At 45.5% G+C, this 14,719-nt stretch carries 17 protein-coding genes; all 17 read right to left on the bottom strand.

What is annotated here, in order from left to right:
* Positions 1-10: 10 nt before the first annotated feature.
* Positions 11-898: a MinD/ParA family protein gene (locus tag MLD56_RS09995; RefSeq protein WP_029517003.1), complete on the bottom strand. Its 888-nt coding sequence runs from the start codon at positions 896-898 to the stop codon at positions 11-13.
* Positions 895-2,337: a flagellar biosynthesis GTPase FlhF gene (flhF, locus tag MLD56_RS09990; RefSeq protein ID WP_029517002.1), complete on the bottom strand. Its 1,443-nt coding sequence runs from the start codon at positions 2,335-2,337 to the stop codon at positions 895-897. The genes MLD56_RS09995 and flhF overlap by 4 nt, the downstream gene beginning before the upstream one ends.
* Positions 2,334-4,367: a flagellar biosynthesis protein FlhA gene (gene flhA, locus MLD56_RS09985; protein ID WP_016820963.1), complete on the bottom strand. Its 2,034-nt coding sequence runs from the start codon at positions 4,365-4,367 to the stop codon at positions 2,334-2,336. Before flhA ends, flhF begins: the two co-directional genes overlap by 4 nt.
* A 23-nt stretch (positions 4,368-4,390) precedes the next feature.
* Positions 4,391-5,503, bottom strand: a complete 1,113-nt coding sequence (gene flhB, locus MLD56_RS09980; protein ID WP_049816971.1) for a flagellar biosynthesis protein FlhB — start codon at positions 5,501-5,503, stop codon at positions 4,391-4,393.
* A complete protein-coding gene (fliR, locus tag MLD56_RS09975) occupies positions 5,503-6,288 on the bottom strand; it encodes a flagellar biosynthetic protein FliR (RefSeq protein WP_023988198.1) in 786 nt (261 codons plus the stop codon). Before fliR ends, flhB begins: the two co-directional genes overlap by 1 nt.
* A gap of 10 nt (positions 6,289-6,298) precedes the next feature.
* The gene (gene fliQ, locus MLD56_RS09970) at positions 6,299-6,568 is read right to left on the bottom strand and encodes a flagellar biosynthesis protein FliQ (RefSeq protein WP_007430038.1); all 270 of its coding nucleotides are present in this window, start codon (positions 6,566-6,568) and stop codon (positions 6,299-6,301) included.
* 37 nt (positions 6,569-6,605) lie between these two features.
* Complete coding sequence (gene fliP / locus MLD56_RS09965) at positions 6,606-7,361, bottom strand: flagellar type III secretion system pore protein FliP (RefSeq protein ID WP_013309901.1); 756 nt, start codon at positions 7,359-7,361, stop codon at positions 6,606-6,608.
* The gene (locus tag MLD56_RS09960; RefSeq protein WP_029517000.1) at positions 7,358-7,891 is read right to left on the bottom strand and encodes a flagellar biosynthetic protein FliO; all 534 of its coding nucleotides are present in this window, start codon (positions 7,889-7,891) and stop codon (positions 7,358-7,360) included. Before MLD56_RS09960 ends, fliP begins: the two co-directional genes overlap by 4 nt.
* Positions 7,892-7,903: 12 nt before the next feature.
* Entirely contained in the window at positions 7,904-8,269 is a 366-nt protein-coding gene (locus MLD56_RS09955) for a response regulator (RefSeq protein WP_010346372.1), read from the bottom strand.
* A 29-nt stretch (positions 8,270-8,298) separates the two neighbouring features.
* A complete protein-coding gene (gene fliY / locus MLD56_RS09950) occupies positions 8,299-9,609 on the bottom strand; it encodes a flagellar motor switch phosphatase FliY (RefSeq protein WP_029516999.1) in 1,311 nt (436 codons plus the stop codon).
* Positions 9,599-10,597, bottom strand: coding sequence for a flagellar motor switch protein FliM (gene fliM / locus MLD56_RS09945; protein ID WP_029516998.1), 999 nt, complete (start codon positions 10,595-10,597; stop codon positions 9,599-9,601). Before fliM ends, fliY begins: the two co-directional genes overlap by 11 nt.
* A 43-nt stretch (positions 10,598-10,640) precedes the next feature.
* Positions 10,641-11,114 (bottom strand): flagellar basal body-associated FliL family protein, encoded by a 474-nt coding sequence (locus MLD56_RS09940; protein ID WP_023988194.1) that lies wholly within the window; start codon positions 11,112-11,114, stop codon positions 10,641-10,643.
* Positions 11,111-11,335: a flagellar FlbD family protein gene (locus MLD56_RS09935; RefSeq protein ID WP_013309896.1), complete on the bottom strand. Its 225-nt coding sequence runs from the start codon at positions 11,333-11,335 to the stop codon at positions 11,111-11,113. The genes MLD56_RS09940 and MLD56_RS09935 overlap by 4 nt, the downstream gene beginning before the upstream one ends.
* Positions 11,336-11,395: 60 nt before the next feature.
* Positions 11,396-12,214 (bottom strand): flagellar hook-basal body complex protein, encoded by an 819-nt coding sequence (locus MLD56_RS09930; protein WP_029516997.1) that lies wholly within the window; start codon positions 12,212-12,214, stop codon positions 11,396-11,398.
* Between the two features lie 103 nt (positions 12,215-12,317).
* Positions 12,318-12,698, bottom strand: a complete 381-nt coding sequence (locus tag MLD56_RS09925; protein ID WP_029516996.1) for a TIGR02530 family flagellar biosynthesis protein — start codon at positions 12,696-12,698, stop codon at positions 12,318-12,320.
* The gene (locus MLD56_RS09920; protein WP_029516995.1) at positions 12,695-13,228 is read right to left on the bottom strand and encodes a flagellar hook capping FlgD N-terminal domain-containing protein; all 534 of its coding nucleotides are present in this window, start codon (positions 13,226-13,228) and stop codon (positions 12,695-12,697) included. Before MLD56_RS09920 ends, MLD56_RS09925 begins: the two co-directional genes overlap by 4 nt.
* Before the next feature lie 19 nt (positions 13,229-13,247).
* Positions 13,248-14,708: a flagellar hook-length control protein FliK gene (locus MLD56_RS09915; RefSeq protein ID WP_029516994.1), complete on the bottom strand. Its 1,461-nt coding sequence runs from the start codon at positions 14,706-14,708 to the stop codon at positions 13,248-13,250.
* Positions 14,709-14,719: the final 11 nt, after the last annotated feature.

The following is a 14,719-nucleotide window of genomic DNA, read 5'->3' as shown; positions in this document are numbered from 1 at the left end:
CTCATCAAAATCAATGTACAGAACGCCGCAACCATTTTTGCATAAACCCTTTAATTCCACTCAATGCACCTGATTGCGGAATCTGTGGCATTGCTGCAAAACGGTGTGCCAGATTCAATACATCTCTTGAAGCCGCACATCCCGGAAAAGCAACCATAAATGGTACTTGCCTTTTGACTGCTTGCATGACATGAGTATCATCACTGATATGTCCAAGCAACGGGATATCGATCTCCAAAAAGCGTTTCGCAACCAGTGCGATCTTATCGGCAACTTGACGGGCCTCATTATCGTTATCGGCACGATTGACTATAATTTTGAATACCGTATCCTTTTGCAAACCGCTGACGACTTTAATTAGCGCATACGCATCTGTTAAGGACGTAGGTTCCGGTGTAGTTACAACCAGGCATTCGTCAGCTGAAGTGATGAATTTAAGGTTTTCTTTGGATAAACCTGCACCTGTATCAAATAGAATATAATCCATATCTGCCGCCATTTTCTCTACTTCTTCGGCAAAATAATTCAGATCGTCATCCGATAACGTAAACAATTCGCTCAAACCCGATCCTCCAGCAATATAAGGCAAACCACCTACACCCGTTTGAATAATTTCATCAATTGATTTCTCACGTTTTAGCAGATGTAAAAGATTGTATTGTGAATTGGCTCCCATTAATACATCAATATTGGCCATACCTATATCAGCATCAAACACAAGTACCCTTCGACCAAGGGATTGCAGAGCAAGAGCAAAGTTCAGCGTGAAATTGGATTTGCCCACCCCGCCTTTACCACTGGTGATCGTTATAATTTTTGCTTGACGACTACGTGGGGGCAATCGATATTTATCCAAGGAAGAAGCCATTTGTCTAAGTGATTGGGCTTGGTCACTCATATGGAATCTCCGTTAACTCCTGTTGATGTTTTGGGTCCAAGCAGCATGCTTGTGACCATTTCTGTATCGGGATGAAGCAGGTCATCAGGAACATTTTGTCCATTGGTAATATAGGCCAGTTGCATAGGAAATTGATGCAAAAGATTAAACATTCCACCGCAGCTACCTGTCTCGTCCATCTTAGTAAATACAACCTTACCGAGACCAAACTTGCTGAAATGTCCAGTTATATTGAGCATATCTTTACTTTTGGATGTCAGGCTGAGTACCAGATACGTCTCACTTTCATTAATAGGCGAAAGCAGACTTTGCAGTTCCGAAACAAGTAATTCATTACGATAATTTCGTCCTGCGGTATCCATGAGGATCAGGTCACAATGTTCCAGCCGTTGAATGGCTCTGTGGACGTCACCAGGAGATTGCACAACTTCAAGCGGTACATTCAAAATCGTAGCATATGTTCGCAGTTGCTCGACGGCTGAAATCCGGTACGTGTCAGAAGTAATAAATCCAACTTTGCGATGATGCTTAAACAACTGTTCTGCTGCTAACTTGGCAATGGTTGTTGTTTTCCCTACTCCGGTAGGACCTGCCACATACACAATTTTGGTATCTTTGGAGATCCCTTTGTCCAGTCTTGTCTGAATAAAACTGGCCACTTCCTCACGAAAGGCTTGTTCCCAATCGAAAGTTTCAGGCGCAAAAGGGTGCTCGCTCCGACGCACATATACCTGTTCGAGCCAATACTCCAGTAAATCACGTTCCACTTCCTGTTCCAGCACACGCTCACAAATCTCTTGCAGCGGCTCCGGCCAAGTACTTTCCATTGAAGAGTTTCGGGAAAACCGAGTCATCATAGTCTTCATTTCCCGCAATTCATTAAGCAGAGCCTGATTTTCCTCCGCTCCGCTCTTGTCTGGAACGCTTGCTTCAATGGGCTGTTTAAACAGTTCACTGGATGATTTCATGTTCGAAAGTAATGCTTCATGATCAAGTGCTTGAGACGTAGTCTCCAGATTATTAGCAGACCTAGATGACAAATGCTCAGTTGCTGAAGCTGCTTGTTCTGCATCGATCATTAATTCAGCTTGTTCTTCTTTGGAACCACCCGTCATCTGCGTTACCCGCCGATAAGCTTCTGGAGCAGCTTGTCTGGGAACCACAGGCATAAATGATTTTTCTGGCTGTTCAGGAGCATTCATTGAAGATGAAGCCGCCTGGGCAAGCTCTTGTGAAGATAGTCCAAAACGTCGTGGCTTTTGAGGTTGCTTCTCCTCTACCGCAGCTACCACTTCGATTTTCTTTTTACTGAACATTCCCATGAAACCGCCGACCTTCATTTCCTTTGTACTTAAAATGACGGCGTCTGTTCCTAAGTCACCCCTGATTTGCAGCATAGCTTCTGGCATGGTATCCACTACATATCGTTTCACTCTCATAAGTTCACCACCCCGACACTTTGAATTTCAACGTTCGGCTCCAGCTCACTGTACGACAGCACTGGGACATCCTGCATCGTCCGCTCCATCACTTGCCGCAAATACATACGAATTGTCGGTGACGTTAACACAATAGGCTGCTGTCCAGATTGAATGAGACGGTTGATTTGCTCCATCATTCTTTGATACACCGTTTGCGTTGACACCGGGTCTAGAGCTAAATAGCTACCTTGCTCCGACTGTTGCACGCTTTCAGCAATTTTCTTCTCCAATCCTGGTCCCACTGTAATAACGCGTAACGTCTCCCCTTGTTGGGCAAATTGCTGCGTAATCTGACGGGACAACGCCTGACGGACATATTCAGTCAGCACGTCGGGATCTTTTGTATAAGTACCGTAGTCAGCTAGTGTTTCGAAAATAGTCACCATATCGCGAATGGAGATTTTTTCTTTCAATAGCTTGGCCAGCACTTTTTGTACATCCCCAATCGCAAGCACAGAAGGAATAAGGTCGTCCACCAGCACTGGATAATTCTCTTTGAGATTGTCGACCAGCGACCGTGTTTCCTGTCTGCCAAGCAACTCATGAGCATGTTTCTTGATCGTCTCCGTAAGATGAGTAGCTACAACTGAAGGTGGATCAACTACGGTATAACCAGATAATTCCGCAACATCCTTGGTGTTCTCATCAATCCAGAGCGCAGGCAATCCGAAGGCTGGTTCCGTCGTTTCGATTCCTGTAATAGAATCATCGTCGTATCCCGGACTCATAGCCAGGTAATGATTTAACAGAAGCTCTCCGCCGCCCACGGTATTACCTTTAATTTTAATTACATACTCGTTTGGCTTGAGCTGAATGTTGTCCCGAATACGAATGACCGGCACAACCAGACCTAGCTCCAAAGCACATTGACGACGGATCATAATAATCCGATCTAATAAATCCCCGCCCTGCTGTGTATCCGCCAGCGGAATTAACCCGTATCCAAATTCAAATTCAATTGGATCTACCTGAAGCAAATTAATGACACTTTCCGGACTACGGACTTCTTCAATTTGTTGCTCCTCTTCCAGCTGTTCATCGGCTATCTGCTTGCGCTCCATATTGCCCTGCATTCTTCGAGCCGCAAAAAACAGCAGAATCGCCAGTGGAAGAGTTGTAATGATATGAATAGGTGTGAAAAGCCCTAATAATGCAATTGTGGCAGCCACAATGTAGATCAGTTTTGGATAAGAAAAGAGTTGTCCAGTTAAATCCTCTGCCAAGTTGCCATCTGACGTAGCCCGCGTAACAATCAAGCCTGACGCCGTGGATATGAGCAGTGCGGGAATCTGACTGACCAGTCCGTCACCGATGGTGAGGACAGAATAAGTCGACAGCGCCTCTTGAAATCCTTTTCCCTGAACGGCCATACCGATAATAAAGCCACCGACCAAGTTGATGATCAAAATGATAATACTAGCAATGGCATCACCTTTAACGAATTTACTCGCACCATCCATCGCTCCGTAAAAATCTGCTTCCCGTTCGATTTTACTGCGTCGTTCACGGGCTTGCTGCTCATTGATCAAACCTGCATTCAGATCCGCATCAATACTCATTTGTTTACCCGGCATTGCATCCAATGTAAACCGTGCGCCTACCTCAGCAACCCGCTCAGATCCCTTGGTGATAACAATGAACTGTACGACCACGAGAATGAGAAAGACAACAAAACCGACGGCAATTTGCCCTCCTGCAATCCAACTACCAAACGTAGCAACTACTTCCCCTGCATGGCCCTCACCTAAAATAAGTTTGGTTGTAGAGATATTAAGTGCCAAACGAAATAACGTTGTAATGAGCAGCAATGAAGGGAAAATAGAGAACTGTAAAGCTTCCTTCGTATTCATAGAAACGAGTAGAATCATTAAAGCAATAGAAATATTAATGACGAGTAGGATATCCAGCAGCCATGATGGGATCGGGAGAATCATCATAAGAACGATACCGATGACGCCTGCAAGGACAGTTATTTCTTTTATTTTCACGGGTCTCTAGCCCTCCGATCCCTTTATTTCACTTTACCTTTTAATTTATATACATACGCCAGCACTTCGGCAACGGCCTGGAACAGATCAGCTGGTATCGCATCCCCGATTTCGGCTCTTTGAAACAGCGCCCGCGCCAGCGGCTTGTTTTCCATCGTTATAACGCCGTTTTGCTTGGCAATTTCTTTAATTCGGAGCGCAACGTAATCTTGCCCTTTCGCAATAATCTGCGGCGCTTCCATCTCCGAACCGTCATATTTCAAAGCCACAGCAAAGTGCGTAGGGTTGGTAATGATGACATCTGCATTAGGAACCTCCTGCATCATACGCTGCATAGCCATACGGCGCTGACGCTCGCGAATTTTCCCTTTGATCAGCGGGTCACCCTCCATTTTCTTGTATTCATCCTTGATGTCCTGTTTGGACATTTTCAGGTTTTTCTCATGCTCATAACGTTGATACATATAGTCCAATACCGCTAAAACGAACAGCACCACACCAATTTTGAGCCCCAGTTCCATCGTTAATGAAGCTGTAAAGCTCAACATCTGATCGCCGGACATTTCAGACAGTTTGGGTAGGTCAGCCTTTGTTTTCCAGAGTACGCTGTACACCAGATAACCAATTACGGTCATCTTTAAAACAGATTTCAGGAATTCAACCAATGACCTCATGGAAAAAATATTTTTGAATCCTTTAATCGGATCAATCTTGCTAAACTTGGGCGTAATGCCCTCTCCGGTTAATAAAAAACCGATCTGCATGTAATTCGCTGCTATCCCAATGACAATGGCCCCAATAAAAATAGGTGCCAACATAATCAAAATTTGCACACCATATTCGCCCATCATCAGCAGCGTTGTGTTCGGCGTTACCTCCATAGAAAGCCGATTCACAAAAATATCTCGAAATAGTCGAACCGCATGGTCCTTAAAATACCCGCCGAAAATCATGAGGCAAAAAAACGTAACCAGCAGGACACCAGCGGCGGGCAACTCCATGCTTTTTGCAACCTGCCCTTTTTGTCTTGCATCCTGTTTCTTTTTGGGTGTAGCTTTTTCCGTTTTTTCCCCTGAGAACAACTGCAGGTTCATAGCATATTTAAATGACAAACTACGTTCCTCCAGACCAGATATTAAGGACGATTACCCATAATATCCAACAAGTTGCGCATGGATTCGAACATCACAGAAAACAATCTTTCGAATATAAAAGCAAAACTTGGCATGAGAAGCAGTAACATGAACAGTCCCACAATAATTTTAAGAGGTACACCAATGACAAAAATGTTGAATTGTGGCGCTGTTTTAGCTAAAAAACCGAGTCCCACATCCGTTAAAAAGGTAGCTACTACAATGGGGGCAGCAATTTGAAAGGCCAGCATAAATGATTCCGCAAAAGAACGTACCAGGAATTCAGTTACACTGCCACCATACAGCTTTACAAAAAAATCATTTGTCAACGGTACCCAATCATAGCTGTATAAGATAGCATTTAGCAGATGATGGTGCCCATTTATACTTAAAAAGAACAATACAGCTATGGCAAACTTAAAATTCCCTGTTAAAGGCGTTGAAGCCCCTGTCATGGGATCAAACACACTCGCCATTCCGAACCCCACCTGTAAATCTATAAATGAGCCTGCGGTTTGGATCGCTGTCATGAACAGATATGCAGTAAATCCCAATAACAACCCAATCAGCACTTCACGGCCCACTAACAGCACATACGCTACATCGGTCGGTACCTGTTGATGCGTACCATATGTAAGATACACGACCAAAGCTAGAAATCCTGAAATTCCGACCTTAAAGATATTAGGTACACCTCGGGTCGAAAAAATAGGCGCTACTACAAAAAATGAGGTAATCCGACAAAAAATCAGCAAAAAAACAGGAAAACTTTGTAACAATATGTTCATAACATTCAGCCTAACCTATATATTTGTACAAATTGTCCAGAATGTTATACGTAAAGTCCACTAATGTGGTCAATATCCAAGGCCCGAACAAAAGCAATGCCAGCAATACGGCGACAATCTTCGGAACAAAGGCCAGTGTCTGCTCCTGAATTTGGGTTGTCGCCTGAAAAATGCTGATAATCAAACCCACGACTAGCCCCAAAATCAGCATCGGAGCGCTCACCTTGAGTACAATGTACACCGCTTGCCCAGCCAGGGAAATAATAAACTCCGAAGTCATTGCCGTCCTCCTTGATTGCTGTCCTTGCATGAAGTACTCATGTGTTAAAACTTAGAAGCAACGATTTGACTACCAAATACCAACCATCTACAAGTACAAAGAGCAGTATTTTAAAAGGAAGTGAAATCATTACCGGTGGTAGCATCATCATCCCCATAGCCATGAGTGTACTCGACACTACAATGTCTATAACTAAAAATGGTATGAAAATCATAAAGCCCATCTGAAAGGCCGTTTTCAACTCACTGATTGCATAAGCCGGAACCATCACCGTTAGTGGAATATCCTGATAATTCTTTGGTTTTTCCATCTTGGTGTATTTCATAAAGAGCAGTAGATCCTTCTCACGTGTATGAGAGAACATAAAGGTCTTGATCGGTACCGATGCCTTGTCCAGCGCCTGAGACTGTGTTATATCCCCCTTGAGATACGGCTGAAGCGCAGTTTCATTCATAGCTGAGAACGTCGGTGCCATAATGAATAAAGTGAGAAACAAAGCCAGTCCAACAAGCACCTGATTAGGCGGCATCTGCTGGGTTCCCAGCGAAGTTCGCACAAAGCCAAGCACAATCACAATTCGCGTAAAACTTGTCATAAGTACAAGCAACGCGGGCGCTACACTAATGACAGTAATAAGTAAAATAATAGACAGCGAGGTGGCACCGGGCTGTCCTTTGTCCGAATTGCCGACTTGAATATCAATGTTCGGAATCGGTTCCGCAGAGGCCGCCGTCACCGAAATGAAGCTGAATAAGACAAGCAGCAAACATGCAAGTATAATCTTTTTTCTCATGAATCTCCCGACCGATCTGTAGTATTCTCCTCATTGCGCAGCTTTTCAAGTTTATCCTTGCGATTCGGCATTTGCCGAAGCTTGGATTCAAACATCTCGTGAAAAGATGTCTCCTCTTCAGGCTGCTGCTGTGCCGCGTTGTTCCGGCGAAGCTTATCCGCAATTTTAGCGAATAGCGGGGCAATCGGGCCGCGCTGCAGAGAAGCTTCCTGCTCCAGTGCGGCCAAAATTTGCTCCACTTCTTCAGGATCGGATACTTTGTCAACAAGCTGGATATCTTCTCCCACACCAATGAGGTACACACTGCTACCTACTTCAACAAGCTGAAGGGATTTATTGGGACCCAGTCCCACGCCTCCCAGTATGCGAACGGAGCGGTTGCTGAACCAGCTCTGATTTCTTTTACTCAAAAACCGTATCAAGTACACGATCAGTACGATGATAAAGATTAGCACGAAAAGGACCCAGGCAATGTTGCCTATATTGCTGGATGTACTCAATGCGTCAGAGGCACCCTGTTGTGTATCCATACTGGGTGCGCCTTAGACACCCAGTGTTTTGTTGATGGCTTCGATAACCCGATCCGATTGGAAAGGCTTAACGATAAAATCTTTTGCGCCAGCTTGAATGGCATCAATAACCATTGCTTGCTGACCCATCGCGGAACACATGATAACCTTTGCATTCGCGTCAATTTGTTTGATTTCCTTCAGAGCGGCAATGCCGTCCATTTCAGGCATCGTGATATCCATCGTAATCAGGTCCGGACGAAGCTCCTTGAATTTTTCAATGGCCTGTGATCCATCTTGGGCCTCTCCTACTACCTCAAATCCATTTTTGGACAGGATGTCCCGAATCATCATTCTCATAAATGCAGCATCGTCCACGATCAAAATACGGTTTGCCATCTGAAATAAATCCTCCCTAAATTATGCTTTTATTGTAATTTTTGAATACGGTCCCATTGACTTACAATATCTGTTACGCGCACACCAAAGTTCTCGTCGATTACGACAACCTCGCCCTTGGCAATCAGTTTGTTGTTTACCAAAATGTCCACCGGCTCCCCAGCAAGCTTGTCTAGTTCAATAATTGAACCTTGTGAGAGCTCCAGAATATCTTTAATTTGCTTTTGGGTCCTTCCTAATTCTACGGTGACTCTAAGGGGAATGTCCATCAATAAATTTAAATTGTTTTCATCCACTTGCGCAAATGCACCGGACTGCAAGTTAGAAAATTGTACAGGTTGTACATTTACATTACGTCCCGGTACTGCGCCGTAGTGATGAGGCGTTCCGTAAGGAGCTTGCGGCGGTACACCAGCTGGCATTCCATAACCCGGTGTTCCATAGCCTGGAGCGCCCTGCTGCCCATATCCCGGGTCTTGAGGATACATTGGCGGTTGTTGTCCATAGCCTGCGTCTTGCGGCGCCTGCGCGGCTGCAGGTGGCTGTTGATAGGCTGGTGCAGGCGGTTGCTGCGGAACGCTAGCTTGTTGCGGCACTTCGGGAGCAGCTGTTGCAGCTACCTGCTGTGCAGACGCTTGCGGTTGTTCTTCATCCTCTCCGCCATTCATTAGGATGCTCACCATTTTTTTGGCGAAATTAACAGGTAACAGTTGCATCAGCGTAGAGTCAATAAGATCCCCGATCAATAACCGGAAGGAGACTGTGATGAGCGTCTCTTCATCCGGCAGACTGGATACTCCATCACCGTGCATAGGATCCAAAATATCAATCCCCGGTGGAGAGATATTAACAAAACGATTAAACATAGTAGACATTGAGGTCGCCGACGATCCCATCATCTGGTTCATCGCTTCCTGCACAGCACTAATGTGGATTTCATTCAATTCTTCATCTGCTGGGTTTCCTTCACCACCAAGCATTAAGTCCGCTATCACTTGTGCATCACGCTTTTTGATTACGAGTGAGTTAATACCCTCGAATCCATCGACATAATTTACATGTACAGCTACGTGTGGCTTTGGAAATGCAGTTTCAAATTCAGAACGGGTAATAATTGAAACTTTAGGTGTCGTAATATCCACCTTTTGACCGAGCAGTGTGGAAAGAGCCGTAGCTGCGCTGCCGAACGTTATATTACCGATTTCCCCGAGAGCATCCTGCTCCAGAGGAGTCAGAAAATCGTCAACGGTCTTGCCTGCGGGAGTAGAATCCGTCCCCGCTTCAGACTGTTTCAGCAAGGCATCGATTTCCTCCTGGGACAAATAGTCTTTACTCGTCAATTTCTTCAACTCCTTCGTTGACAATTTCATCAATTTGTACGGCAACACGATCTCTTACCATGCCGGGACTTCCCATAAACTTCAATTTCTCGCCTACCCGGATGGATAGTCCTTCTTTGACAGGTTTGTTCAATGAAATGACATCCCCGACCGAAAGACCCAGAAACTCGGCTACATTTATCCGGGATTCACCCAACTCCGCAATAATAGGGAGCTCTGCTTTGGTGACCCGTAATCTCAAGGCGTCAATCTCTTCGGGCGCCCTTGATTTCTTTTCGGATGTAAACCACTGGTGCGTGGACAGTCTAGCCATAATAGGTTCCAATACCACATGCGGGATACAGAGGTTAATCATCCCTGTGGTATCACCAATTTTGGTACTAAGCGAAATCAGAGCAATCGTTTCATTCGGCGAGACAATCTGCATGAACTGCGGATTTGTTTCCATCGCCTCTAGGCGCGGTTCAATGTCCAGTACCGTTTTCCAAGCCTCTTGCAGGCTATCAAAGGTACGACTGAAAATTCGCTCCATAATCGTCGTCTCGATTTCGGTCAACGCAGTAACCTTTGACGGTGCCGAACCTGTTCCTCCGAGAAGCCTGTCCAACATGGCATAAGCAACGTTCGGGTGAACCTCAAGCACCATACGGCCTTCCAGCGGTTCAGCTTCAAAAATGTTTAGAATGGTCATTTTCGGAATGGAGCGAATGAATTCATCATAAGGAAGTTGCTCCACCTGAACGACATTAATTTGGACAAAAGTACGAAGCTGCGCTGAAAAATATGTGGTCAGATACCGTGCAAAGTTCTCGTGTATCCGCGTCAGACTCCGTATATGATCCTTGGAAAACCTAAGCGCTCTTTTGAAATCATAAGCGCGAACTTTCTTTTGGGTATCTTCCTTTTTAAGTTCTTCCGCATCCATTTCACCGGACGAAAGAGCTGCTAAAAGGGCATCAATTTCCCCTTGTGACAGTACATCCACCAATGTTATTCACCCCCTTACGTGTTCCTGACAAGTTCACCTGGAATCAAATGGCTGCCAGCAAAAAGTCTGTAATTTTGGCGTTCCCCAGGTGACCTTCAGGGAGCGACTTGTTGATGAGATCCGTCAGCTTGTCACTGAACTGGTCCCGGCCTTTAGCCGTTCTGAGCTCATCAGGTTTGGTGTCTGCAAGTAATTGAATAACGATGGGCTTAATACTGATGTCTTTGATTTTTTCAAAAGATTCTTTTGCTTTGGCATCGTTCAATTGAAAAGATAGGTTCATCTGAACAATGTAATCTGCGTCTGCCAGATTTGTTTTGATACCGGTAATTTCAGAGCTCACTTCCACCAATTCATCTGCTGACAATCTTGGAAGTTGTTCTGCCTGAGCAGCTTGCGCATTCGGTATGACTTCCGACTTCTTCCCGCTAAGCGCTGGTATAAGTACAAAGGCCGCGCCTGCAATCAAAGTAATCGCGAGTAAAATTGTAATGAGCCATGGCAGCATCTTCTTCATTCGTCTTCCTCCATTTGTTGCACTTTTATCGTGGCGGCATGCATGCCGATTTCACGGCTGTAACCCTTGATCAAGGAGACGACATCTGCCGCTTTTTCCAATACAATCAACCGTTTCCCCGTCACCAAAGTGACGTATGTATCCGGTGTTTCCTCCACAGTCTCAATGAGCAGCGCATTAAGCCACATAGGCGAGCCGTTCAGCCGCGTTAACGGGATCATCGTAATACCAACCTCCTGATAGGTGCGGAGGAGCCTCTACTCCTCCGCGTTTAAATGAGATTATCGTTTCAAGTTTACAACTTCCTGAAGCACTTCATCCGAGGTCGTAATGATACGCGAGTTCGCTTGGAATCCGCGCTGAGCTACGATCATTTCGGTAAATTCGCCTGTCAGATCAACGTTAGACATTTCCAGCTGACCTGAGATAATAGCACCGGTGCCATCATCAGTGCTGTTTGCTTCCATAGCAGTGATTTCACCCTCGTTTCCAGAGTTAACTGTAGCACGATACAGACTACCCCCGATTTTTTCTAATCCTTCTGGATTGATTACTTTAGTTACTCCAATTTTGGTAGCATTATCTGTTCCACCAGATGCCAAAGTTTGTACAATGGTTCCATCCTGAGAGATTGAGAAAGCAGTAACATCGTCTGCTAACGTAATGGGAACTCCACCACCTGAATCAGCAACAAAAAAACCGTCCGAAGTTACCAAATGCCTATTTCCGTCAATGTGAAAATCTCCTGCTCTAGTCAAGTATGGAGCTTCTTGATCCGCATTCATTTTAACCAAAAAGAAACCATCACCATTAAGGCGTAAATCTGTTGGATTATTCGTCGTCATGGCACTTCCTGGTAAATGAAGCGTGTCAATGGAAGCCACAGTCGAACCCAATCCAATTTGCTTTGCGTTACTTCCTGCCGTTTCTTCTCCAGACGCACTTGCGCCTGAACTCGTTTGGCTCAAGATATCCTTGAACATCACTCGGCTGGACTTGAAGCCTGTAGTATTTACGTTTGCAATGTTGTTACCTATAACGTCCAGCTTTGTTTGAAAGCCCTTCATGCCCGATACACCTGAATACATTGATCTCAACATTGAGTATAAATCCTCCTCTGATTGGTTGCTTAGTTGACCGCATCAGTCGATCCGCGGCTTTTTCATGGCTTTCCTATTCGGGCCAGCCACTTTGTATACATTTTTATGAAATAATTACAGCACTATCTATCTGCGTAAATACGTTATCCTCCATGGACTTCTTATCCATCGCGGTAACAACTGTTCGATTAGGTACACTTACAATCAAAGCCATATCTTGCATTAAAATCAATGATTCTTTGGCGCCTTTGGCAGCTGCTTTATCCACAGCAGAGTTGATTTTCGCCATTTGGTCACTTCTCAACTCTATTCCCCGCTGCTCCAGACGCTTGGCTGCATGGTTGCTCAGCTTGAGCACCTGTTCCTGCAACACCTGACCGAACGGTCTGGCATCCTTGGATACCGAATTTACTCGGTTTTGTGAGATTGCTGCCGGGGGCATGTTGGCGGGAAAAAGGCGTCCGACCGTCATTCTATCATTCATGAGTTCTCACCGCTTCCAGTAGAAGAAGAAGATGAAGTATCCGATGTATTTATAGCGGGAGTCGTTGTATTAGCCTGACTCACTGATGTTACATCTTTTAATGCCACCTCAGCCGCTCCCATTTTGGCATACTGCACACCGTCGCGAATAACGATGGAATCCACGATTCCACTTTTAACGGTACCCGCACCTGTTTCACCTGTGATGGAGTCTTTTTTACCTGCCTCAATCCAGCTGACTTCTTTTCCTATCAAACCGGAAGCCGTACCTAAAGACTGTCCCAATGCATTCAACTGCGTAGAAATGTTCATCAGTTGTTCCACTGAGGAAAACTGGGCCATTTGAGCGATAAATTCTTTATCCTCCAAAGGCTGCATCGGATCCTGATTTTGTAGCTGGGTGATCAAAATTTTCAGAAATTGATCTTTACCCATAGTCTTAGTATCCTTAGCACTCGCCGTTTTGACATTGTTCACATTGTAATTCGGCCAGACGTTGCTGGTGGATACATTGTTGTCTGTCGTCGTCATTGTGTTCTCACCTCCATCATTACGCTTGTGCTGTAAAGGAGCCTGTCCGATTTATATCATCTGCGCGTTGTTCTGCTGTCCAGTTACGGAGTTCCTCTGCCATTTCAGCTACCTTCATAGCATCTTCGCTCTCTTCTCTACCACGAGCTTTGGAACGTTGATTGGATTGCTGCTGCTGCTGATTAGCTCCAGATCCGCGCCCATCCTGATACATATGGGAGGAAAGCGACTCATTGTGCGTGACTTCTACCTTATCCACCTGGATACCTTGGCTCTGGAGACTCGAACGCAGCTGCGACATTTGCTGTTCCAGCAAATCCTTCGCTCCGCTATGCTCAGTCATGAACTGGGCAACCAGATGACCATTTTGCATTGTCAGCTTAACCTCCAGCTGGCCCAAATGATCTGGACGAAGCATGATAGTCGCTTCCGTCAAGCCAGTGTGTTTTACAATGTCAAGTTTCTGCACTACAAATTCGGTCATCTCCTTGGCAAATTGCCGCACATGTACGACTGGTTGAGCCGGAGCCGAAGGTGTTGTTCCTTGCGTTTGTACCGAAAGCTGTCCCGCAGTCGTGATCACTGGAGTCTGATTGTCAGTTGCTGTCGAATCCGCTTGCTCAGTTGCATCTACGAATGCACTCGCTTCATCCGCTCCAGTCGTCTTAACTGCAGACTGAACGAGAATATTAGTTGATGAACGTTGCCCTTCTGAACCTTGTTGATTAGTTTCGCCTTGACTAGCTTGCTGCTGAGAAGCAACAACCTGTTTGTCTGTAGTGGCTGTAGCTACGGTCTGAGTACCATTTGTTCGATTTGCAGAAGGCTGAACTGCTTGTGAATCCCCACCATCAGCAAGTTCCACAGCTTTCATTACACCATTCCACTGCTCATCGGAAATTGCTCCCGTACCTGCCGTTGCGCTTTGGAGCGATTGTAGCAACTGTGTCACCTGGGACTTTTGGTCTCCAGAAGCCTGCTCTGCTACATTGGCAAGTTGTGACAAAGCGTCCTGCAATGCAAATCGAAGAGTAGCCGGGTTGGCTGCCAAGGCTGTTAAGCCTGTCGCCTCTGTCGTTTCTCCACCGTTTAACTGTTGATTTGTTCCGTCGCCTTGCAAAAACTGTTGTACTTGCTGAATCCAAGCTTGCAGAGTTGCAAGCAGAGCAGGATCGGCAGCTACTTGGTCATCCAACTTTTCGAGATTCTGCAGCAAAGGAGCCAGTGTTTCGACCAGCGACTCCGTTGGAGCTTCCGTGGATTCTCCAGTCGCAATAAGCGGGAGTACCATAACTAATGGAGAACCGTTCGCATCTGTGCCTGCTGAGCCCGTTTGCCCGCCTGTCATCATTTGCGTAAGTGTTTGATTAAAAGCACCCGTGGTTGCTCCAGCAGCTGTGGCTGTAGTCGTTGTTGAGGCCGTTGTACTGCTAGCTGTCTGACTGGAGCCGAGCGATACACTTTGAGAAATAAGGGTCATTTATTTTTCAC

This window comes from Paenibacillus peoriae, from assembly GCF_022531965.1.
In the GTDB taxonomy this organism is placed as follows: Bacteria; Bacillota; Bacilli; order Paenibacillales; family Paenibacillaceae; genus Paenibacillus; species Paenibacillus polymyxa_D.
Note: the sequence above shows the minus strand (reverse complement) of the source record. Positions and strands in the feature narration are given on the sequence as shown.